The organism is Nostoc sp. DedVER02, from assembly GCF_034530675.2.
Lineage (GTDB): Bacteria > Cyanobacteriota > Cyanobacteriia > Cyanobacteriales > Nostocaceae > Nostoc.
In genome coordinates this window covers 16,831-40,472 of sequence record NZ_JAVRCP020000003.1, presented here as the reverse complement: position 1 = coordinate 40,472, position 23,642 = coordinate 16,831, and the positions used below count along the sequence as shown (strand labels likewise).

At 41.0% G+C, this 23,642-nt stretch carries 19 protein-coding genes; 14 read left to right on the top strand and 5 right to left on the bottom strand.

Translation table 11 applies throughout. The annotated features are described in order from the left end of the window. Positions 1 to 29: 29 nt before the first annotated feature. From devC to RMZ41_RS05915, 6 genes are all read left to right on the top strand, one after another. A complete protein-coding gene (gene devC / locus RMZ41_RS05940) occupies positions 30 to 1,208 on the top strand; it encodes an ABC transporter permease DevC (RefSeq protein WP_322643309.1) in 1,179 nt (392 codons plus the stop codon). A 169-nt stretch (positions 1,209 to 1,377) separates the two neighbouring features. Further along, positions 1,378 to 2,382, top strand: coding sequence for an NAD(P)-dependent oxidoreductase (locus tag RMZ41_RS05935; protein ID WP_322643253.1), 1,005 nt, complete (start codon positions 1,378 to 1,380; stop codon positions 2,380 to 2,382). A 242-nt stretch (positions 2,383 to 2,624) separates the two neighbouring features. Beyond that, a complete protein-coding gene (locus RMZ41_RS05930; protein ID WP_322643252.1) occupies positions 2,625 to 3,638 on the top strand; it encodes a glycosyltransferase family 2 protein in 1,014 nt (337 codons plus the stop codon). A 50-nt stretch (positions 3,639 to 3,688) separates the two neighbouring features. Beyond that, positions 3,689 to 4,156 carry a DUF2141 domain-containing protein gene (locus RMZ41_RS05925; RefSeq protein ID WP_322643251.1) on the top strand — a complete coding sequence of 156 codons (468 nt, stop codon included), beginning with the start codon at positions 3,689 to 3,691 and terminating at the stop codon, positions 4,154 to 4,156. A gap of 165 nt (positions 4,157 to 4,321) precedes the next feature. Next, positions 4,322 to 5,581 carry a glycosyltransferase family 2 protein gene (locus tag RMZ41_RS05920; RefSeq protein ID WP_322643250.1) on the top strand — a complete coding sequence of 420 codons (1,260 nt, stop codon included), beginning with the start codon at positions 4,322 to 4,324 and terminating at the stop codon, positions 5,579 to 5,581. A 580-nt stretch (positions 5,582 to 6,161) separates the two neighbouring features. Beyond that, complete coding sequence (locus tag RMZ41_RS05915) at positions 6,162 to 7,439, top strand: glycosyltransferase (protein WP_322643249.1); 1,278 nt, start codon at positions 6,162 to 6,164, stop codon at positions 7,437 to 7,439. A 691-nt stretch (positions 7,440 to 8,130) separates the two neighbouring features. Here RMZ41_RS05915 and RMZ41_RS05910 read toward each other — a convergent pair. Together RMZ41_RS05910 and RMZ41_RS05905 are read right to left on the bottom strand one after the other, a co-directional pair. Further along, entirely contained in the window at positions 8,131 to 8,778 is a 648-nt protein-coding gene (locus RMZ41_RS05910) for a response regulator transcription factor (RefSeq protein WP_322643248.1), read from the bottom strand. Positions 8,779 to 9,101: 323 nt separating this feature from the next. Continuing rightward, the gene (locus RMZ41_RS05905; RefSeq protein ID WP_322643247.1) at positions 9,102 to 10,451 is read right to left on the bottom strand and encodes a sensor histidine kinase; all 1,350 of its coding nucleotides are present in this window, start codon (positions 10,449 to 10,451) and stop codon (positions 9,102 to 9,104) included. Between the two features lie 613 nt (positions 10,452 to 11,064). Here RMZ41_RS05905 and RMZ41_RS05900 point away from each other — a divergent pair. From RMZ41_RS05900 to RMZ41_RS05890, 3 genes are all read left to right on the top strand, one after another. Next, a complete protein-coding gene (locus RMZ41_RS05900; RefSeq protein WP_322643246.1) occupies positions 11,065 to 11,442 on the top strand; it encodes a hypothetical protein in 378 nt (125 codons plus the stop codon). Positions 11,443 to 11,785: 343 nt separating this feature from the next. Then, positions 11,786 to 12,316: a hypothetical protein gene (locus RMZ41_RS05895; RefSeq protein WP_322643245.1), complete on the top strand. Its 531-nt coding sequence runs from the start codon at positions 11,786 to 11,788 to the stop codon at positions 12,314 to 12,316. 243 nt (positions 12,317 to 12,559) lie between these two features. Further along, positions 12,560 to 14,452: a cadherin-like domain-containing protein gene (locus tag RMZ41_RS05890; RefSeq protein ID WP_322643244.1), complete on the top strand. Its 1,893-nt coding sequence runs from the start codon at positions 12,560 to 12,562 to the stop codon at positions 14,450 to 14,452. Positions 14,453 to 14,698: 246 nt separating this feature from the next. Here the strand turns inward: RMZ41_RS05890 and RMZ41_RS05885 are convergent, their stop codons facing one another. Then, positions 14,699 to 14,965 (bottom strand): hypothetical protein, encoded by a 267-nt coding sequence (locus RMZ41_RS05885; protein ID WP_322734367.1) that lies wholly within the window; start codon positions 14,963 to 14,965, stop codon positions 14,699 to 14,701. A gap of 283 nt (positions 14,966 to 15,248) precedes the next feature. Here RMZ41_RS05885 and RMZ41_RS05880 point away from each other — a divergent pair, with 283 nt between their 5' ends. The 4 genes from RMZ41_RS05880 (at position 15,249) to RMZ41_RS05865 (ending at position 17,990) form a co-directional block, all read left to right on the top strand. Continuing rightward, positions 15,249 to 15,815 (top strand): CAP family protein, encoded by a 567-nt coding sequence (locus tag RMZ41_RS05880; RefSeq protein ID WP_322643242.1) that lies wholly within the window; start codon positions 15,249 to 15,251, stop codon positions 15,813 to 15,815. Positions 15,816 to 16,143: 328 nt separating this feature from the next. After that, positions 16,144 to 16,440, top strand: coding sequence for a hypothetical protein (locus RMZ41_RS05875; RefSeq protein ID WP_322643241.1), 297 nt, complete (start codon positions 16,144 to 16,146; stop codon positions 16,438 to 16,440). Continuing rightward, positions 16,415 to 17,422, top strand: coding sequence for a TIGR03032 family protein (locus tag RMZ41_RS05870; RefSeq protein ID WP_322643308.1), 1,008 nt, complete (start codon positions 16,415 to 16,417; stop codon positions 17,420 to 17,422). Before RMZ41_RS05875 ends, RMZ41_RS05870 begins: the two co-directional genes overlap by 26 nt. A gap of 82 nt (positions 17,423 to 17,504) precedes the next feature. Continuing rightward, positions 17,505 to 17,990: a calcium-binding protein gene (locus RMZ41_RS05865; RefSeq protein ID WP_322643240.1), complete on the top strand. Its 486-nt coding sequence runs from the start codon at positions 17,505 to 17,507 to the stop codon at positions 17,988 to 17,990. A gap of 537 nt (positions 17,991 to 18,527) precedes the next feature. Here RMZ41_RS05865 and RMZ41_RS05860 read toward each other — a convergent pair. Together RMZ41_RS05860 and RMZ41_RS05855 are read right to left on the bottom strand one after the other, a co-directional pair. Beyond that, on the bottom strand, positions 18,528 to 19,043 hold the full coding sequence (locus tag RMZ41_RS05860; protein ID WP_322643239.1) for a DUF2085 domain-containing protein: 516 nt from the start codon (positions 19,041 to 19,043) through the stop codon (positions 18,528 to 18,530). Positions 19,044 to 19,085: 42 nt separating this feature from the next. After that, positions 19,086 to 21,197, bottom strand: coding sequence for a TIGR00300 family protein (locus RMZ41_RS05855; protein ID WP_322643238.1), 2,112 nt, complete (start codon positions 21,195 to 21,197; stop codon positions 19,086 to 19,088). 755 nt (positions 21,198 to 21,952) lie between these two features. On the opposite strand from RMZ41_RS05855, the gene RMZ41_RS05850 reads away from it, so the two are divergent. After that, positions 21,953 to 23,545 (top strand): glycosyltransferase family 39 protein, encoded by a 1,593-nt coding sequence (locus RMZ41_RS05850; protein WP_322643237.1) that lies wholly within the window; start codon positions 21,953 to 21,955, stop codon positions 23,543 to 23,545. Positions 23,546 to 23,642: the final 97 nt, after the last annotated feature.

Here is a 23,642-nt window from a genome sequence, read left to right as displayed (position 1 = left end):
AATGACAAATGACAAATGAAAATAAATCCATGAATTTTAAAATTCCTTTAGGTTGGCTACAGCTAGCGCAGCAAAAAGTTCGTTTATTAGTAGCTGTAGCCGGGATTGGTTTTATTGTGCTGCTAATGTTTGTGCAACTTGGTTTCCAAGATGCTCTTTATTCCAGTGCAACCGCAGTGCATCAAAATCTCAAAGGAGATTTATTTTTAGTGAGTTCGCAATATAAATCTTTGACCTCAAATCAAAGTTTTTCGCGGACTCGTTTATACCAATCTCTGGGGTTTGATGGTGTAGAGTCAGTTAGCCCCATGTATTTGCAATTTGCCAAACTAAAAAATCCGGCTACTAGTGAGAAATATTCAATATATGTTATTGGTTTCGACCCAGGTAGACCGGTGATGAATCTCCCAGAAGTGGAGAAAAATTTAGATAAACTCAAAATTCCCGATGTCGTTCTTTTTGATCGGGGTTCTCGCCCAGAGTTTGGCCCAATTGCTGAAAAATTTAATGCGGGAGAAACTGCACAGACAATTGAAATATTTCCCTACAGTTCATTGATTGGCTATAGAGTGAGAATAGGTGGTTTATTCACATTAGGCCCTTCGTTTGGGGTAGACGGAAATTTGCTTGTTAGTGACTCAACTTTTTTGAGGATAAATCCCAATACTCGTCCGGCGGATATGATAGATATCGGTTTGATTTCCCTCAAACCTGGTGCTAATGCACAAACAGTACTGAAAAATTTGCAAGCAAGTTTGCCTAGTGATGTCCAAGTTTTTACCCGCCAAGGCTTCATTGATTTTGAAAAAAATTATTGGGCTGTTAGAACACCCATTGGTTTTATTCTTAACTTGATGTTGACAATGGCTGCGGTTGTTGGTGTGGTTATTGTTTATCAAATTCTTTACAGCAATATTGCTACACAGTTCGTTGCTTACGCCACTTTAAAAGCCATCGGATATGCAAATAGCTATTTGTTGAATGTGGTATTTCAGCAAGCTTTGATTTTGGCAATATTAGGTTATATCCCAGGATTTATTACTTCTGTTTTGCTATATAGTTTTGCAGCCGAAGCAACTAAACTACCAATAGTTATGACCACTAATAACGCAGTAATTGTCTTAACTTCAACAGTTTTAATGTGCATAACATCGGGAGCGCTTGCTATCAACAAACTCCGCTCCGCAGATCCAGGAGATATTTTTTAGCTATTGTAAGCAGCAAAATAATCAAATTACTTTGCCCTGATACAAAAATATAACTAAGCATTGGGGCAGGTTCTCTACGGAAAAATTATTCCCTATACCAATTGGGTATACATTTTCAGTCTTTTATCTAATAGCTCAAATTCACTCATTTAACAATAATTTCGATTTTATGAACCTCAAAGACAAAACCCTGCTAATTACCGGGATAAATGAATTCGTCGGTTTGCGTACAGCCGAGTTAGCCATAGCGCAAGGAATGAAAGTTCGTGGACTGCAAAGTTCTAAAGAACAGAACAAGCAATTACAGAATTTAGGTGTTGAGATAATTATTGGTAGTATCACCGATTCTACTATTGCTCAAAAGGCTTGTCAGGGAGTAGATATCGTTTTACATACAGTTCAACTTGCCGAAGAAGCTGGTGCAATTAAGAATTTTCGTGATATCAATGTTGGCGGTACTATCAACATAGCTAAAGCTGCTAAACAGGCTGGTGTCAAAACATTTGTGCATCTATCCAGTGTAATGGTTTATGGTTTCAACTATCCTAATGGTGTTACAGAATCAGGGCCACTATCTGGCGAAAATAATCCTTACTGTGAAACCAAAATAGAAGCCGAAACAGCACTTTTAGAATTGAATCATCCTCCCGATTTTGGCATCATTGTTATTCGAGCCGGAGATGTTTACGGGCCAGGAAGTATACCCTGGATAGTCAGACCAATTTTGATGATGCGTCAAAAATTATTTGCCTGTGCCAACGATGCTAAAGGAGTAATCAATCACGTATATATAGATAACCTGATTGATGGAATCTTTCTAGCTATAGAAAAAGAAACTTATGGTGAAATATTTAATATCACCGACGGACAAGAAACTTCTTGGAAAGAGTATTTTATGCGTTTAGCAGCGATGGAAGATTTACAAGCACCCCTTTCATTATCGAAAGATGAAATAAAGTTGTTTCTAAAGCTGCGCGTTCAAGGACAAAAGCTTTTTCGGAAAAAAGTTGATATTTTACCAGAGTCTATAGATTTTATGACTCGTCCTTATGCTTGTTCTATTGTCAAAGCACAAAGTCTATTAAATTATAAACCAACAATTGACTTAGAAGAAGGAATGCAGCGAACACATGAATGGCTGCAAAAAACAGATATCCAAAACTTGATTAAATAGTCAACAGATTTTAAGAAGTCAGAATTCAGGAGTCAGGAGTCAGAATGGGCTAAATGTCCTGCTACTGCTAACAGAATGATTGGAAAATCAAGAGGATACATACAGCATGGTTGATTGATTTTATTGAAATTATTCTGAATTCTGAATTCTGGATTCTGACTTCTAAATTATTCCGTTGCATCTGCCTAACAATTATCTGCAATTAAACATAAAATAATCCACAGATTATCCGAATACTTGTTATGAGTAGCAATCAGCCACGATTGAGCATCGGATTACCTGTATACAATGGTGAAAAATTTATCAAAGAAGCCATAGATTCAGTCTTGGCTCAAACCTTTGAAGATTTTGAGCTAATTATTTCAGATAATGCTTCTACAGATAAAACTGAGGAAATTTGTAGAGCTTATGCTGAGAAAGACCAACGTGTTTGTTACTACCGCAATGACAATAATATTGGTTGCGCCCGTAATTTTAATCGCGTCTTTCAATTGTCTTCAGGTGAGTACTTTAAATGGGCAGCTTATGACGATCTTCATGCTCCAGATTTTATCAAGAAGTGTGTTGAGGTACTTGACCAAGACTCTAGCATAGTCTTGTGTCACTCCCAGACATATTTTATTGATGAACGGGGTAATTTTCTCCAAAATTACGATATCAAACTTAAGGCAGATGCATTAAAACCAGATGAGCGTTTTCACGAATTACTGACGAAACATTTATGTTATCAATGTTACGGAGTAATTCGTGCCAGTGCCTTGAGAAAGATACCACCTATGGGTGGTTACGGTAATGCAGATGGAATTCTCTTGTTAAGACTTGGTATTCTTGGTCGATTTTACGAAATTCCTGAATACCTGTTTTTTGCCAGAAGCCATCCGCAACAATCAATGAGTATGTATTTCCCTAATTATTTGTTGTTTGCTAACAACACTAAAAAACACTCATTGAGTATGCTGCCTGATTTTTATGCCTATACAGTGTGGTTTGATTCAGCAAAGAAAGGACAAATTTTATTGCCGCATTGGAGAATAATCTGGGAGTATCTACTCTCTATATGGCGTAGTCCCCTAAGTTGGAATGAGCGCTTGTGTTGCCAAATAAGTTTATATCGGCAGTTAAAAGGGGCAGAATATCTTTTGCTCAAAGATTTACTAAAAGTGCTGCAATTACTTTGGAAAGGTTGGCAACTAGCATTAATTAAAAAATATCAAGCTATCCATTTAACAAATCGGTTTAAAAATAAAAGCTGGTAAGTACAGCTTTTTCCCAGCCCAAAATTCACCTATTTTTTCACTACAAAACTATGCTGAAACTATCTCAAATCTCTAAAGTTTTACTTGCTACTTTAGTCAGCCTCAGCTTTGTTAAAACAGTGAATGCAGAACCAACTGAAACACTAAGTGTTGTAGTCAATGGCATACAACACAAAAAAGGTGAGATTTGCTTCCGAGTTTATGCAACTGAAAAAGGCTTTCCGATGAGTAATTCTAAGGGATCTCAAAGTGGCTGCGCTAAAATTACTGGCAATTCTGTAAAAAAAGAATTCTCCGGTTTGAAGCCTGGAACTTATGCTGTTGCTGTGGTTGACGATCAAAATGGCGATCGCAAACTCAATAAAGACTTTTTTGGTATTCCTACAGAAGGTTTTGGCATTTCTAAAAATCCAACTGTGTCTATACAAACAGGTACACCAAAGTTTCGTGATGCCAGTTTTGTTGTTAATAAAAATACAACAGTCAATATTACTATGAAGTATTCGCTGGATTCATAAAGGCGATTGGAGACTGGGGATTGGGGACTGGGTACTGGGGACTCCTTGTTTACAAGATACTTCTGATTTTCAATCCCCAATCTCCAATTCCTAATTCCAGTCCCCAGTCCCTAATCCCTAATCCCCAGTCCCCAACCCCTAATCCTATCGGAGATTAAAAATTTAATGGAAGATTTGGCGATATTTTTGTCTAAGTCTTTGATGGGTTGGTTGGTTATTCAGGTGTGTTTAACGCTTGTCTTTATATGGTATCTGCGCTCATCTAAAAAAAATTTATTAGCAGATGATCAGTTACCCAAAACAGCAGTGATTCTTTGCTTACGCGGAGCCGATCCGTTTTTGCCTAGATGTTTGCGATCGCTCCTGAACCAAAACTATCCACACTATGATTTAAAATTGATCGTTGATAGTCACGAAGACCCCGCTTGGAAAATTGCCAGTGAAAGCATCACAGAGCAAGAAGCGACCAACGTTCAAATTAGCCCTTTGCGAATAGTACGCAACAATTGTAGTCTCAAATGTAGTTCTTTAGTCCAAGCTGTCCGTGAGTTGGATGATTCCTACAAGGTGGTTGCCTTAGTAGATGCTGACACCATAGTTCATGTGAATTGGCTACGAGAATTGGTCAGTCCTTTAAGTGATGCTAAAGTAGGGGCGACAACAGGTAATCGTTGGTACGTCCCTACAGGTAGGTATTGGGGATCTTTAGTCCGATACATCGGTAATGTATCCACAGTAGTGCAAATGTTTATCTTCCAGATTCCTTGGGGTGGATGTTTGGCTGTGAAAACAGAAGTACTTCGCCAAACAGAACTCCTAGATAAATGGGGACAAGCTTTAGGCGAAGATTTTATGATGCACGACATCCTCAAAAAACATGGATTTCAGGTAAAGTTTGTGCCTTCGCTGCTAATTGTTAATCGTGAAGAAACTGATTTATCCAACTTAATCGACTATCTCAAGCGCCTGATACTTTATTCTCGACTGTATCACCCGCGTTGGTTAGCTTTAGTTAGCGAATCTGTTTCTAGCATTTTGTTTCCGACTGCACTCATCATCTTAATTCTAGAGTCCTTTTTGCAGGCAAAATTGGAAGCTGCGATTCTCTTATTAGGGTGTTATTGTGTCTATACTGTAGGATTACTCTTGATAATGCTTGTGTTGGAATTAGAGGTACAGCGAGTGGTTCGCTCTAATGACCAGGCGATCGCAAAATTATCAGGTGCTACAATCGTCAAAATGTTAATTGGAATTCCGCTAACACAGTGGGTTTATGGGTTAGCGATGCTATCATCCATTTGGATCTCAACAGTCACCTGGCGCGGTGTCTCCTATCGAGTTCAAGGGCCTTGGAATGTCCGCTTAGTAGAATATCGCCCTTATCAATGGTTAGACCAGCCGATTAATAGCAAGGTTTCTCTTTGAATTAAATCGCTAAAATATGAACAATTCGTACTTCGTAATGGCGCTCACTACAAGACGTTGCACGTAGCTTGCTTCTTTGCAATAGTAAGTGAACTTGCTACCCCTATACTAACGTAATTATGTTTTATAGAAAGGGGGTATCAACCCGTATTCAATTACGAATTACGAATTACGAATTACGAATTATTATGAACTAGGGCATGAAAGTTATTACACTAAACATTCCCTAGTCTTCAAATTATATTATCTTATATTTAGTACAACTATATTAGCTATAACCCTTGTCAGAATACATATTTTTTCTTGTGATTATCGAAATGTATTTGCATAAAATGGCAAGGGTGTAGACAAATATATTAAGGGGAATTTTGACTTAGTATTTTGGATGTTTTGAGAGTTAAATCCAGGTTTAGACATCCAATTAAAAATTGATAATTTCGGTTATTTGAAAATGCGTAAATCCTTAGTCTAACCGTATTAGGGGGAATTTTTTAGCTACATAATCAGGATGTTCATGAAACATAAGCTGCGTAAATCCTAAATTGAAAACCAGCATTTTCGTGAAATATTCCCCTTTATTATGACTAAGCAAAAACTTCGCATTGCACTATTTACAGGATTGTATGCTCCTTTCTTGACTGGTGTTTCTGTTGCTGTTCACCAACGAGTTCGTTGGTTGCTAGAGCAAGGACATGAGGTTTTTCTAGTTCATCCGCAAATCAACGATCGCTACCCCAAAAATGTTGGCGATCGCCCCATGCCAGGTTTGAATGAAATTGAGTCTTTCCCCAATTTCTCTGCTTACGCATTTCCCACTGAACCACTATTATTCTATAAGTCTCTTCCTCAACCATTAAACCATCGGCATTGGAGTGATACCAAGCTGCTGGAGAAATTTAAGCCTGATATTATCTTGGTTGAAGAAGCCGCGCAAATGAGAGGTTTATACTCATTTTTCTTGCAAGGTTATGGTCGTCCAATTGGTGTCGAATACGCAAAACGAACAGGTACGCCAATAATATCACTTTTCCATACTGATATCGTTGCGTATATCAAATACTATTTTGGAGATAAATTCTTTAACTTTGTTCGTCCGATTATTCCCGTTTTAGTTAAGCAATTTAGTGAGTCTTATGACTTCAATTACTTTTCTTCTAAAGAGCAACTCACTAAATACGAAGAATTGAAATGTCAACGCGCTGAATATGTCCCTTATCAAGGCATTGATTGCGAAAAATTTCATCCACGCAACATTTGTTACAATCCGATTCCTAACGACAACCGACCAACTATTTTGTTTGTCGGACGCATTACCCCTGAAAAAAATGTCAACCAATTGCTTGATATCTTTCCAGTCATAGCTGCCAAAATTCCTGATGTTCATCTGGTGATTGTTGGTAGTGGCCCGATGGATGAGGAGATTCGTGAGCGTGCTAAAAAGTTTGGATCGGGTATTACTATATGGGGCGAATCTCATGGTACAGAACTTTTAGGTTGGTTTGCGAGAGCAGATATTTTTGTCAATCCTTCCGTCACCGAAAACTTCTGCACTACAAATAACGAAGCGTTAGCTTCTGGAACGCCTCTAGTTGCGGTTGTTGCACCGTCAACTTCAGAACAGGTGTTTCCTGGTCGTAACGGCTTTCTTGCCCAACCTAACAACCCTACAGACTTCGCTCAAAAGGTGATTGCGATTCTAGAAAATCCTGATTTGAAAGCAGACATGACTAGGCACGCTCGCCCTTCTATACTCGAATTTGATTGGTCAGCGTGTATGCAAAAACTTGAAGATAAGCTTTACCAAATCGTTGAAGGAAAACAAAAGGTGGAGGTAGGTACAGGCAATATAAGACGATAACCAGAACAAACACGATCGCTAATATTTATACTAATAGCGATCGCTAACACTGCAACTTTTTGCACCAACGAGTTTTAGGGTGATTAAACACATTCGACTTGCATTCTCCTAGTTGCAGCTAGTGGTACGCCAAGTTCCCTTGGCGGGGTAAAGGGTAAGGGGGAAAGGGTTTAAATCCCTTATCCTTTCCCCTTTCCCCAATCTTCACCTAGTATTTTTGGGTTGGCAGACTACTAGTAGAAGCTGTGAGTTAATAAAACTTTGAATTTTTCCTTTCCCTACCAGGCTGCAATTTAGTTGCATTGTCCTGCAATTTAGTTGCATTGTCCTGCAATTTAGTTGCATCGACCCGCAACTAAGTTGCATTGTCCTGCAATTTAGTTGCATCAATCTGCAATTTAGTTGCATTGTCCTGCAATTTAGTTGCATCGACCTGCAATTTAGTTGCATCAATCTGCAAAAATTAAACACCTTATACCATTTCACCAAATGAAAGATACAAATAATTTCTCCCCTGCTCCTCTGCTACCTATTTGTATCAACCTTAAAGTGAAACGGTATTACTGGCGTGACAAGAGTAGTAACGTTGGCGTAGCTCACCGTAAATATCGCTACTACTCTTGTTAAAATCAATTTTCTTAAAACTTTGCAATATAAAATGTTCACAAGTAACTAAGTTGATTCACCAATACTAAACACATCCGACTCGCACAGCTGTAGTTGCAGCCTCAGTGCGGTTCGTTACTCCTAACTTATTTAGTACCTGGCTGACATGATGCCTAATGGTAGAAGGACTCAATTTCATCCGTTGAGCGATCGCATCATTACTTAATCCTAAAGCCAGTAGTGTTAATACCTCTTGCTGTCGCTTGCTCAATTCATAGAGAGTTTGGGATGATGGTTTGCTTGGTTGCAGCAACGCCTGAATCACCTCTGTTGCCAACATAGACCGACCGATCGCTGCGGCTCGGATGGCATCCGCCAACTCATCAATGGAGATACCCTTGAGCAAGTAGCCAATAGCTCCGGCTTGCATTGCTTTCTGTACCAAGCCCTTGTCTAGAAAACTGGTCAAAATTAAAACCTGAATTTCTGGGTATTTTTTGCGGATAACTCTTGTTACTTCCGCCCCATTCATCCCCACCATCATCAAATCCATCAGCACCACATCTGGTTGCAAGTTTTCGCAAAGATGTACTGCTTCATCACCATTACCCGCTTCCCCCACTAACTCCATGTCATCAAAGGCCAGCAAGAGAAATTTAATACCTCCCCGCAAGATTTGATGATCGTCAACAGTTATGACCCGAATCGGTTTCACTGATTTATCTTTTTCCATAAATAAATCGGCAGTATTAAAACTATTTTTAGTACATTTACATTACATTAATTGTTTTATTTTCAGTATTTATACGTTAAATTCTTAATCTTTAATTTTTTATTTATCGCCAGTCAATCACGGTAAAATCCCACAATATAGTATTTAAATCTGTTTTTTCTAAATAGTTGATAAAAATAAACCTAACTATGTTACAAAAACTAAATACGTTTAAAATCCTTACTAATTAACAATCAAAAAGAACAAATCGCGCTTTTAGTAGTTAACTTTATTTATGCCCAATACCCGATTCCCCACTGCTTACTCCCCACTGCCTATTTTATTTACACAGGTTGCCAACTCAGGACAATCTCAGTCCCCTTACCTGGATAGCTTGACAAATAGAAAATAGCGCCAATAGACTCAGCCCGTTCTTTCATAATTGCTATGCCCAGATGATCAGATGATATCTTGTTAAAGTCAAAACCACAGCCATTATCGCTAATACGCAAGATCATTTTTTGTGAATCGCTGCGGAGGCTGACTGATACAAGCGAAGCTTTAGCATATTTAATAATATTATTCAGTGCTTCTTGAGTAATCCGGTAGAACACAAGCTTTACCTCATTAGATAAAGGAAAATCGCCTTCTAAAATTGTTGTTATCTGTAAACTTGCTCGTCCAGAAATTGCCTTGGTTAACTGCTGTATTAATTCACCTAATGGTTTCTCCGCCAAACCATCGGGACGCAATTCGATTAGTAAATTCCGCATCTCTGCTAAAGCCCCTTGTGTGAGTTGGGCGAGTTCCTCTAATCCTTGTTGTGCTATGTCTGGGTTGCGTTTCCAAACTCTAGGTAAAGCTTCGGCAATGGTCGCCACAGTAAACAATGTTTGCGATACTGAATCGTGTAAGTCGCGGGCGAGGCGATTTCGCTCGACTTCCACCGCAATTTTGCGTAGCCGTTCGCTTTCTAGCAATTGTTCGTGTAGTTTCACCGCTTGCATTAAGTCTTTGGATAAGCGTAGACTCATAATTACTATGAAGGACATAAATCCAAACTCAGCCAGGTATAGAAATTTGATCTTCCCTAAATCTACTAGGCGATCGTGTTGCACAGCTGCTATCATAATCGCTAAACTCAGTCCTAAACTAAGTGCTGCTTGCTTCTCACCGCGCCGATATTGAAGGTAACAAGTAGAAACAGCGAAAACAGTAGTACTGTTTAAAGCTAATAATTGAAAACCGAATAAGGGATTGAGTGTACCTTCTGGGTAATAAATAGATTCGCCCCAAGGCAAAGAAACGCTTGATAGGCTACTGACATCAGAGTAGAGAATCCCTGTCGGGGAAATTTGGTTGATTAACAGGCTGATGGCGTACAGGCTATTCAGTAGCAAAATTAAACGCACTGGCTTTATTTTAGTAAAAACAGCTATAAACCAGACAACAGTAACAGCATAAATATATCCAACAAAACATACCAATTTTTGGGCAGCGATGTAGTCTTCTACGTTAGCGGCTTGATATCTCAGCATTAAAGCCACGATATAGCTAACACATCCTAAGCAAACTAACCCAAAGCACAAATGAAGCGTGGTTTGTAATCTTCCATAGGCAATCAGCAGGTGAAACAGACCAACATATAAACAAATGCCAGCAAGTATACTCAGAACGATTGGAACAAGAGTCATTAGTTAGTTGTATCAAATATATATAAGCATCATATTCGTTTATTCAGGCGATCGCTCCTCATGCACAAAGAGCGATCGCATCTACTTGGATGATTCCTTGATGCTGATATCCTTTGCATTATCCTGCACCTTTGTTGCATTGGCTAACAACTTAGTAGCATTGACTTGCACCTTTGTTGCATTGGCTAGCAACTTAGTAGCATTGACTTGCAACTTGATTGTATTAGGATATACCCTTGTTGCATTAAAGTTGTACAAATGAGCGTGACTCAGTTATTAAGGAGTAGTGACAATACTTCTCGGTTAAGGGGAAAAGGGAAAGGGAAAAGGGAAAGAAAAAACCTTTAACCTTTACTATTTACCCCAAACCCGATTCCGAGTTAAAAATGCACAAAGCGAGAATTATTGGGAGTAATGAGTGACGTTTGCCACTCTTTTTGTTCAGTATAAGTCTTGTAGGGTGTGTTATCGCGCGAGCGTAATGCACCGCCAAGGATTTACGGTGCGTTAGGACTGCCGTCCATAACGCACCCTACTTAAATTTTTCACCTTACTGATAGCTTTAGAGTGGCAATGGGTACATTAAATACATCACTGACAGCAGTATAGTAATATGACTACCCAAAATACAACACGCCGTTTGCGCCCTCAATTAATTAGTGAAGATGTTACTTCATGGCACGGTTTACAAACCATCAATACTTATGAAACTAACCGTGCTGAAGCCTCTGCTGCCAAATTACAGCAAGCTTATCAAGCTATGTTAGCCCAGCAACAAGCCGAAACTGAAAAACAAACTTTATACCGTGCTGCGGCTGATGCTGCACGATTAGCAGAATGGGAATTTCACAATACAGTATTAGCAATGAAAGAAGTTGTGCGTGGACAATATGGATTAGATAGCGATCAAGCCCAAGCAGTAGGATTGAAGAAAAAATCGGAGTACAAGCGTCCTAGCCGTAAAAAGTCAGTTACATCATTAGCTAAGTAAAATTAACGCATTTTAACAGAGCGATCGCACTTACATTACTTGTGCGATCGCTTTGTTGCATAGATGAGAACCTTAGACTTCTTGGCATTTGTCGGGAAAAGGGGGAAGGTTTGTTATTTTCCCTTTACCCTTTACCCTTTAACCTTTACCCCTAAGAGTGCAAAGCTCTCTATCACTTATCACCCGTCAGCAAAATTTTAACACTACAAATAAGCATAAGTAACACTTATATAGGACAAAGATCCTAGTCAAAACTTGGATCTTTGTTCGATGCGGTCGTTGAGGCGATCGCTCTATAATCTATTCCGCTACAACGAAATTTAGGCAATTACCTCACTCGACAATGAATAAAATCTGGTTTGGCAATACTTTATTGTTTAGTTCAGTTTTGGCAAGTACCTTACTTGTTAGTCCTAGTATTGTCAGGGGTCAAGACTTCTCCGTACCCGCAAATACAGCACCTTGTCGTCTTAACGTCACTGGTGCTTATCTAACAACAATCTTCAACGCAGATGGCAGCATTGGCTCTCGTGGGGTTATTACACTCGACCGAGATGGTAACTTTTTTGTCACTGACTCCAATCAAGGTGGCGTTACTAACGTTTTCAATCCCTTTACTAGTGGACAAGGTGCTTGGAAGTGTGATGGCAAAACTGGAGTAAGTGCTAGGTCTATCACCTTTGCTTTTCCTGGAAGTGTAGGAGCCGGTAGCATTGGCCGCGCCGACTACCAAGCCAGCTTTAATCCCCAAACGCAGACAATACAAGGGACTATCACATTGCGCCTTTTCAACCTCAATGCTAATCCGTTGTTAAATAATGTCCCGCCTGTAGGAACATTCAACTTCTCAGGGCAACAAATCAAACCTAATTAATTTTTAAGGCGATTTACAGGAATAAATATACCGCCGCCGTTGGTTTCGACTTCTCTTCGAGACGCTACGCGTAGCTTGCTTCCCCAAAGGGGTACGCTCAACTAACTGAGAGATCGAGAGTTGAGCGAAGCGATGCACTGAGCGATTGAGGCGTAGACGCGCTGCTTCCGCTTGTCGTCAGACACCGCTCTATAGTCCACTTCACCACAGCAAACTTAACAACAAACGACGAAGGTAATAGCCATGACAACACTGATCAATTTTGACAATTTAGCTCCTGGTACAGTTTTAACTAATCAGTTTTCAGGAGTAACCTTTTCATCCGATCCAGGGAATTCGGTCACAACACTTTTTTATCCCTTAGGGCCTTCTCAACCAAACGTAATCGGTACAGCCAATTCAACCGGCCAAATTAATGGAAACCTAAATCTTAATGTTGATTTTGCTCAACCAGTTAATGATTTATCGTTTTTTGTAGTAGGAGATAATACTGTTGGTACTGCTGCCAAAATTGATGTTTATACCACTACAAGTTCGTCACCCATTACAGTCAATCTCATCACTGATGGTAATGGTTTTGCTCCAGATCTTGTAGATTTATCATCATTCACAAACATTACCCGCATTAGTATTAACAACGTAACAGATCCTGCCGGTATTGGATATGATAGCTTTCAATTTAACTTTGTTCCAGTTGCCGTTGATGACAGTGCCACTACCAATGAAGACACCGCCTTCAGTGGCACTGTACTAGCTAATGATAGTGACCTAGATACAAGTGTCTTCACTGTTAGTGCAGTCAACGGCAATACTGCTAATGTGGGTAATCAAATTTCTTTAGCTTCTGGTGCATTATTAACTCTCAATAGTGACGGTAGTTATAACTACAACCCCAACGGTCAATTTGAATCTTTAGCTGCGGGTGCGACTGCCAGCGACAGCTTTACTTATACTATTAGCGATGGTAGCGGCACTAGCACAGCTACAGTCAACCTCACCATCAACGGTGTCAACGATGCGCCCACAGGTTCGCCTACAGCTACATTAAGCAACACACCAGAAGATACTGCCATCGCCATTAATACATCTGACTTATTAGCAGGTTTCAGTGATGTCGATGCTGGTGATACCCTCTCAGTTACCAACTTGACTGCCACTAACGGGGCATTGGTAAATAACAACAATGGCACTTATACCTTCACCCCAAATGCCAACTTTAATGGTACTGTTAACCTTACCTACGATGTCACTGATGGCACAGCGACTTTAACCGGACAAACTCAGGCTTTCTCTGTCACCCCTGTTAACGATGCCCCTGTTGCTGTTGATGATACTGCTACCACATTCTTTGGTACTACCGTCAACATTTCAGTTGCCACCCTACTAGCCAATGATAGCGATGTTGATAGCACCTCCCTTAGCATCACTGGTGTCAGCGGTGCGACCAACGGTACTGCCGTCCTGAATAATAACGGCACAGCCAACAACAGTGCAGATGATTTTGTTTCCTTTACACCAAATCTTCTGTTCTTTGGTAATGCCAGCTTTAACTACACCCTTAGCGATGGTAGCCTCACTGATACTGGTACAGTGACAGTGGCTGTCGGTATTAACAATAATGGCACGAATCAACCGGATAACATAATTGGCACTATTGGTAACGACATCATCTACGGTGGTAATGGCAACGATACCATCTACGGGGGCGCGGGTAATGATAGCCTCGACGGTGGTAATGGCAACGACATCTTATATGGCGATGGACTGATGGATGGCGGTACGGGTAACGATACCCTCAACGGTGGTAATGGCGATGATACCCTGTATGGTGGCGGTGGTAGCGATCGCCTCACAGGTGGTAATGGCAACGATCTGCTTTATGGTGGTGCTGGCAGTGACACCCTTACAGGTGGCAATGGTAACGATATCTTTGCCTTTGCTGGTGGACAAGGTACTGACACCATTACTGATTTTGTTAAGGGTAGCGATCTGATTGGATTGTATGGTGGTTTAAGCTTTGGACAACTGAGTTTCTCTGGTAACAATATCAAAGTGACTTCTACTAATGAAATTTTGGCGACGCTGACTGGTATTAATACGACGACGCTGACTGCCGCTAATTTCGTAACGCTTTAATCATCGCTATTTTATCCAACGTCTTTTAGATGCGTAGGTTGTGCTTCTGACTTTTCACGTCATGTGGAAAAGCCAACGAAAAACCTAACCCCCTAACCCCCTTCCCTACTAGCGTTGGGGGAAGATTCAAAGTCTCTCTCCTACAAGGAGAGAGATTTAGAGAGAGGTTTTCCAGATCCAGTGAAAAGTCAGGTTGTGCTTACCGTGCGAGAATCCAACCTAAATAGTGCTTTGAGATGTTGGGTTTTATCCCTCAACCCAACCTACATCTACATCAGATTTTTTGTGAAAGTTTAACTTTGTTGGGTGGGCAAATGCTTGCTCACCTAACTGCACCTTTGTTGCATTGGCTTGCACCTTTGTTACATCGACCTGCACCTTTGTTGCATTGGCTTGCACCTTTGTTACATCGACCTGCGCCTTTGTTGCATTGGCTTGCACCTTTGTTGTCTTCAAGAGCAATTTGATTGCATTGCCTTGCACCTTTGTGGCATTGAAATTGCACAAATTCACTTAGCTCAATCTTTAAATACTAGTGCTAATCATCACTTACCGAAAACGGCATAAGGGCATAAGTATTAATTATATAGGACAAAGATCCTAGTCAAAACTTGGATCTTTGTCCGATGCGGTCGTTGGAGCGATCGCTATATAATCCATTTCGCTACAGCAAAATTTAGGCAATTGCCTAACTCAACTGATGAGGCGATCAATCTTCCGCCTTTTCTCCCAAGTTGCACTTTAGTTGCATTGACTTGGAAAAGTTAAGTTAACAGACATTAACAAGCACAAAACCATGAATAAATTCTTTTCGGCTCTAACCCTAACAACAGCTACAACTTTAGCTATTGGACTCACTGGAGTAGCAATCAGTAATCACCTTGTTTTAGGACAGACATCTATTGACTTAGCCAAGTTGCGTACCGATGCTGTATCTGCACACAACACTTATCGAACCAAGCATAAGAGTCCTAACGTGACCATTGATGATACTCTCAACCAGAGCGCACAAGCTTGGGCACAAACCATAGCAGCTAAAGGTGACTTAGAACACAGCACCAATCTAAACAATACAGGAGAGAACATATACTGGGGTGGAGACTCAGCAAACTTAGGTAGCGCAGCAGTTGACGACTGGTACAGTGAAATTAAAGACTATGACTACAACAACCCTGTATTTTCTGGCTCAACCGGGCATTTTACTCAGGTAGTCTGGAAAGGCAGTACCAAAGTAGGCTGTGGTGCTGCACCTGGCCCTGCAACAATTGAGGGTACTAAGTACGATGGCTTCTATGTAGTTTGCCAGTATTCTCCCGCAGGAAATGTGAAAGGGCAGTTTGCTGATAATGTACTAAAACCGTAGTAGTTGATTACCAACCGCTAGGTTAAGCGTAAAAGGCGATCGCTACATCATCGATTTTGCCGCAGCAAAAGTTTAACACTGCCAACAACTATAAGTATCAATTATATAAAACAAAGATCCTAGTCAAAACTAGGATCTTTGTTCTATGCGGTCGTTGAGGCGTAGACGCGCTGCTTCGGCTTGTCGTAAGACATCCCTATATAATCCACTTCACCACAGCAAACTTAACAAAAAACGGCGAAGGTAATAGCTATAACAACATTTGATGTATTGGCTTGCACCTTAGACCTCTTGGCATTTGTGCTTTTTGCAAGAGGGGGAAAAGGTTTTGGTTAAAGGGGAAGGGGACAATACAGAACCTTTTCCCCTTCCTCCTTACCCTTTTCCCGACAAATGCCAAGAAGTCGATTGCATCAAAGAGCAACTTCGTTGCATCGGCTTGCACCTTTGTTACAAGCTCATGGCACAATGCGATCGCCCTAACAGCACCACCGACAAAGACATAATGACCTTTAGCGTTTCCAGCAATCAACAAGAGCCAACTGATGACAGCCTAGCTCGAACAGCGCCAGAAGCAACCAATCGCCCAGAGTTAGAATATCAGTGGTTCTCGCCAGTTTACTAGCTGGCTACTTGAACAGAATCTCAGTCTGGCTATCAGCACCTATCAAGCTGGCAAGCTGTTTTTCATCGGCTTGCAACAGTCGGGGAAACTGTCAGTTTTCGAGCGCACCTTTGAGCGGTGCATGGGATTATGGGCAGAAGGCAACAGCCTGTACATGAGTTCGCTCTATCAACTGTGGCGGTTTGAAAATGCCCTAGAGCCTGGTAAAAATCACAATGGCTATGACGTATTGTACGTCCCGCAAGTCGGGTATGTCACCGGAGACTTGGACGTGCATGATGTGGCTTGTTCGGGAGAACAAATCGTGTTTGTCAACACACTGTTTAGCTGTCTAGCCACAGTCAGCAATAGCCATAGTTTCGTCCCGCTATGGCAACCGCCATTTATTTCCAAACTAGCAGCAGAAGACAGATGTCACCTCAACGGTTTGGCAATGCGAGACGGACAGCCGCGCTACGTCAGTGTCACCAGCACGAGTGATGTGGCCGATGGGTGGCGCGACCACCGAGCCAACGGCGGTTGCGTCATCGATATAACCAGCAATCAAATAATTGTCACTGGGCTATCGATGCCCCATTTACCGCGATGGTACAGAGACAAGCTGTGGTTACTCAATTCGGGAACCGGAGAATTCGGCTATGTTGACCTGGAAAGGGGAGCATTTGAGCCAGTCGCTTTCTGTCCGGGTTCCCTACGTGGCTTAACCTTTGCTGGGGAGTTTGCCATTGTCGGGCTATCTCTACCCAGGCATAACAAGACATTTTCGGGTTTGGCTTTGGATGAGAACTTGCGGGTTAAAAATGCCGTACCCCGTTGTGGATTGCTGGTGATTAATTTAACCATAGGGAATATCGTCCATAGCTTGAGGATAGAGGGCGTAGTCACTGAATTGTATGACGTGGTGGCCTTGCCAGGGGTACGGCGACCAATGGCAATTGGTTTCAAAAGTGATGAAATTCGCCGCCTAATTACCCTCGGCTAATTGCTCAAGGTTTTCAATCACTAAAAACAACTAAAACAGGAGAAAATCATGCCTAATTCATCATTCAACCTCTCAGACCTCGATGGCGGCAACGGCTATCATCAACGGTGGCAATGGCAACGATACCATCTACGGCGGCGCGGGTAATGATAGCCTCGACGGTGGTAATGGCAACGACATCTTATATGGCGATGGACTCATGGATGGCGGCGCGGGTAACGATACCCTCAACGGTGGTAATGACGATGATACCCTGTATGGTGGCGGTGGTAGCGATCGCCTCACAGGTGGTAATGGCAACGATTTACTCTATGGTGGTGCTGGCAGCGATATTCTCACTGGTAACAACGGTAACGATACATTTGCTTTTACTGCTGGTGATGGTACTGACACCATTACTGATTTCACTAAGGGTAATGATTTGATTGGATTGTATGGTGGTTTAAGCTTTGGGCAATTAAGTTTTTCAGGTAACAATATCTTAGTCACTTCTACGAATGAAATTTTGGCGACGCTGACTGGTATTAATACTACGACGCTGACACAGAGCAACTTTATTTCTGTTTAAGTCTTTGAGGTGGGCAAATGTTTGCCCACTCCCCCTACATTGAAAGTTGCATCGACTTGTACCTTAGTTGCATTGAAGAGCATCTTTATTGCATCGACCGACAACTTGATTGCATCGACTTGCATCTTAGTTGCATTGAAGAGCAACTAAGGTGCATCGACTCAGAACTTAGATGCATCGGCCTGCACCTTTATTGCATCGGCTTGCAACTAAGTTGCATCGACCTGCAAAAATGAGCTTACCCTCTCTTTAACCTTGTTTTATCTAAAAACTTCACCTTACTGATAGATTTAGGGTTGCAATGGGGACATTAAAGATGTACCTTACAACAGTATGTTGATATGTGTACCCAAGATACAACACGCCGTTTGCGCCCTCAATTGTGGTTGTTCTGAATCCTTGGGTAAAGACGCGATGAATCGCGTCTCTACAAATGGTCTATTTATCGCATTCTTTTTTCAAATTGGTATTACAATGCGATTGTTTCAACTTACAAAAATTAATCCACTCTATAAAGTTGTGCGATAAAATCTACAATTAAGTCAAGCTAGTTTTAGCGCCTTGCCACCCATGCAAAATTGGCATAGTAAACAATCCCCACGCTAAACCTGTAATTAACCCGAAAGGCGTAACCAGATAGTTATTAAAACTCCACAAACCAAAAACTTGTGCTGCTAATTCCAATGGATAAGCCATCATCAGCACACTAGCTAAAGCCACACCACTCCAGCCATACTGACTCAACCAGTAAAATCCTTTACCACCAGTTACCCCATACAGCAGACGAGTAATCAGCAAACCCGTGACAGTGCCGTAGCAGCGCATACACACAGCCATAATATACGGTGGTGCTAAATCTACCCCCATAGTTGGTTGCGGACATACATGATTACCCATGAAATAAATGATGTCCGCAATTCCAGGAAGCAAAGACACTCCAGACACAGCCAAAAAGGGAGCGATAGGCGGGCCAAAAACCATCCCTACCAACAAGAAATCAGCAATCAAACTTACCCAATTAACCTGCAATTCACCGAAAGCTACTCTTGTCATCTTCCTTTCTTCGCGCCCTTCGCGTCTTCGCGGTTCGTCTTCTTAACCTACCTTATTCACATAAGGACTTGTCAACGTATCCAACTGCTGAATCAACAGACTCAAGAATAATCCCACATCTGTCACCACACCCACCGATTCTACAGAACCGCGATCGCTTAATTTAGTCACCACAGCTGGATTAATATCCACACATACCATTTTCACACCCGCCGGAGTCATATTCCCTACACCAATGGAGTGCAGCATCGATGACAACATCAAAATCATCTCTGCACCTTCCAAGTGTTTAGCATATTCCTCCTGTGCCTGAATCAAGTCCATTTGGGTATCAGGTAAAGGCCCGTCATCCCGAATCGATCCCGCAAGCACAAAAGGTACATTATTATTGACGCACTCATACATTACGCCACTCTTAATTGCCCCTGCTTCCACAGCTTTCGGAATGCTGCCATATCTCCGAATACTATTAATTACCTTGAGGTGATGGCGATGTCCACCACGAACGGCGATACCCCGCTTCATGTCTACACCCAAGGAAGTGCCCATGATATTTTGCTCGATGTCGTGAACTGCGATCGCATTTCCACCCAGCAACGCCTGTACATATCCTTCCCGAATCAGTTGCGCCAAGTGTTCGCCGCCACCAGTGTGAATCACCACAGGGCCAGCCGTGACAACTACTTTACCACCAGCATCTCGGATTTTACGTAATTCCCAAGCTACTTGTTCAACGACCAATTCCACACGCCGTTCGCTAGAAACGCCCGCCGACATGAAGCTGAATTCTTGGGTGTTGCGGAGTTCGCGCGATTCTGTTTTGCGAATGGTACGGATACCTAATACATCCACAATTACCTGTTCGCCAACTTTTAAATCGCGGAGTATTTTACACCTAGCTACTACACCAGTGGGAGTTTGAGTAATGGCGATCGCGCCATCCATGCGCTGATTTTCTACCTTAATCCATTGTCCCTTAATTCGGACTTCGGTAGGATAAATTGTACTGACGTAGAAATCATCCGGCGCTACACCATCTTGGATCACAGGTTCCAAGATCGCGTCTCGCTCATCATGGGGTAAATCTACTGCACCCAAATCAATCAATAGAGAGATGATTTCTTCCATCACTTCATGAGATGGTGCTGATACCTTCACCTCAGCAGCAGAGGTACTTTGCCGTTGTTCTCCCAAGTTGAAATTCAGGACTTGGAAGCTGCCCCCAGCATCTATAATTAAATCCAAGGCGCGGTTAATTAAGCCAGCATCAAGTAAATGTCCTTCCATACGAATGATGCGGCTTTCTACCGAAACATTGGCATGAAGTTCATCCCTAACTGGTTCCGTTACCCGCAAAGTTAAACATTTAGCCGCGCCACCAGCTTTGAGAAATTCCGTCAGAGGTGTTTCCAGCACTTGGAAACCTACATCTGCAAGTCGGGTTTTCAAAACATCACTCGCCTTGTTCATAATGACGATGTTATCCACATTCACCGTATTACAAGCGAAGTTGACTGCATCGGCTTCAGCAATTGCGATTCGCTTTTCTGGTGCGACTCGCATTTCAATTAAGCGGTTGGAGTAAGAATCAAAAGCGCCTGGATAGTACAGCAAATAGCCATTTGTTAAGGGACAAAAACAGGTATCCAGGTGATAAAAACGTTCGTCTATGAGTCGTAAAGAGAGAACCTCAATATCCAGCCATTTAGCTAGATAAGGGTGAGAATCTAATTCCGAACGGAAACCGTATCCCGCCCATAACCAGCGTCCTTCCCGATCTAGCAGTGCGTCTCCTGCGCCCTCAAAGGGCAAATCTTTGGGAAGTTCATTGACTGTATAACCATTTTCCTCAAACCATTGTTTGAAGTAAGGTTCTTCTCCCTGACGTTCTTTGTGTAAAAAGCGGCTGAGGACAACATTATCCCCCAGTACTAAACCAGCGTTGGCGGTAAAAACTAAATCTGGCCAACCTTTTTGGGGTGTTACTAAATCTACAATGGCGTGTTGTTTAAGAATCTGGTGTAATCCCTGCCACTGTTCCACGGCGCGATCGCGCGATGATTTATGAATGTTCCCTTCCATCCAGGGATTAATCACATAGTCTACATCGTAGTGGTCAGGAGGACACATCAAAAAGCGAATACGGGAAGTCATAAAAATCTTAAGAGCGTTTTATATGCTACAAGCCCATTTTAGATACAGATTTTTGATTTCTAACTAGAGGCAAAAGGATTCTAGAAGATTAAGGTGTACCGATTTTCAAAAATCAAATAGGAGTTCTATATTACTGCAAGATGGCAATCTGTAGAGAAGGTTACAAAATAATCTACATCCATAGCAGGAAGCGAGGATCTAAAAAAGACACACTATTTGGTATGTGCGATCGCTTGGGCTACTCAATAAAAAACTCCACGCCATTTGCAGGATAGAGTTTCCCGCCGCTTTCAATAAACCAAATCTAGAATCTTCCACTGTTGCAAGGTTGGGTTTAAACAAGCCTTAATGTACCTTTGTTTACAATTCTACCCAAAACCGTATTTATGGTATCTTTGCATAAAATTTATCAAATCTTTTTGTTTTTAACACAATTATTTCACATTTGGCTTAATCTATACTGTATCATTTCAGGTGAAAAATTACATTTAGTATGGTATTCTACTCCCGTAAAACTACAAACTTTTTGATATTAATCTTTTGGATATATGATACCTTCAATCTAAGTATATTTTACAGAAAATGTGATTCTAATTAGGTGTTAATTTGAGATAGAGTAATAAATACTTACTTGCTAGCTCGTGACTGATTTACCTAATCTAAATATTTAGATAAGCTGCCATAAAAAGTTTTTTAACTTTTGCTGATATTGTTTTGTTCGTGTTCCTAATAATTTTCTAACCTGTATGGAATGTATGGAAAAGCAATCGTTACAGAACTGGAATATTTCTAAGTCTTGGTTACGTTTTGTAATTATCATCCTATTAGTAATAGGTGTCTTTTTTCGCCTTGCCAATCTTGACAAAAAAGTTTATTGGGGCGATGAAGCTTTCTCTTCATTACGCATATCTGGCTATTTGCAGGCAGAAATGAATGACCAGTTAAGTGATGGGCGTGTATTTACTATAGAAGATTTGCATAAATACCAGTATCCTAATGCAGAGAAAAACGCAGGTGACACACTTAAAGGAATTATTTTAGAAGACTCACAGATTTTGCCGTTATATATTATAGTAGCCAGGTTTTGGGTAGAGTTGTTTGGCGATTCTATAGCAGTAGCGAGAAGTTTTTCGGCATTTATTAGTCTGTTTACTTTTCCTCTTCTTTATTTGCTATGTGTAGAATTATTTGAGTCTTCACTAGTAGGGTGGATGGCGATCGCGTTGATAGCCGTTTCACCCATTCATCTCGTGTATGCACAAGAAGTCAGAGCATACAGTTTATGGATAGTAACCGTCTTAATGTCGAGCGTAGCACTGTTGCGAGCTATGCGCCTGAAAACAAAGGTTAGTTGGGGTATTTATGCAGTAACAATATCACTAGGGCTTTATACTCATCTATTTTTTGCCTTAGTTGCCTTTGGACAAGGAATCTATCTAATGGCAATGGAACGCTTTCGATTGAGTAAAACATCAATTTATTACTTGATTTCATCGCTTGCTGGGGTGATGAGTTTTGTACCTTGGATTTGGGTCATTATTACCAACCCTCAGCCAGAAGCAGTAAGTTGGGCAAACGATAAACAAACATTATTAGAGTCAGGTATGAGGTGGGCAGGGCTTTTTAGTCGTCCATTTCTTGATTTAGGTATTAGTCCTAACGCTCCAGGAATAGTTAAGATCGCCTTAATTCCTTTTATTCTAATTATTTTAAGTTTAATTATTTACTCAATTTATTTTCTTTGTCGAAGAACCCCTAAAAAAGTTTGGTTATTTGTCTTAACCTTGATTGGGGCGGTAGGGATTCCTCTACTGATAGCAGATTTCATCTTTCAAAAACGATATGCTACTAGTCGATATACACTTTCTTCAGTTTTAGGTATACAGTTAGCGATCGCTTACCTATTGACGACTAAGATGGTATCCATTAATACTAAAGCTTGGAAAAATAAGCTCTGGTCGCTTGTAACGTTTTTGTTGATTACGAGCGGAATTGTATCTTGTTCGCTCAACTCTCAAGCCCAGATGTGGTGGAACAAATTACCCGAAAAATACGAAGAATTTCCGAAAATTGCTAACGTTGTTAGTCAAGGTAATAAACCGCTATTAATAAGTACCACTGCTAACATACTGCCACCAGTACAAGTACTTAGTTATTTGCTCGATCCAAAAGTGCAATATCAAATTATAGGAAAAAATCAGTTACCAAAAATCGCAAATGGCTTTAGTGACATCTTTTTGTTTTTGGTTGAGCCATCTGATTCCTTAAAAAGTGGAATTGAAAAAGTTTACAACTCAAAGTTACAACAGATCGACCAGTTTCTCTGGAAAGTAACAAAATCCACCTAAACCCAAGGATAATTCGTATTTAGCAGTTGGAATTCTTACTTCGTAGGAACTTAAAAATTAACATCAACTAGTTTAAGAAGTGGCATAATTAGAGCCA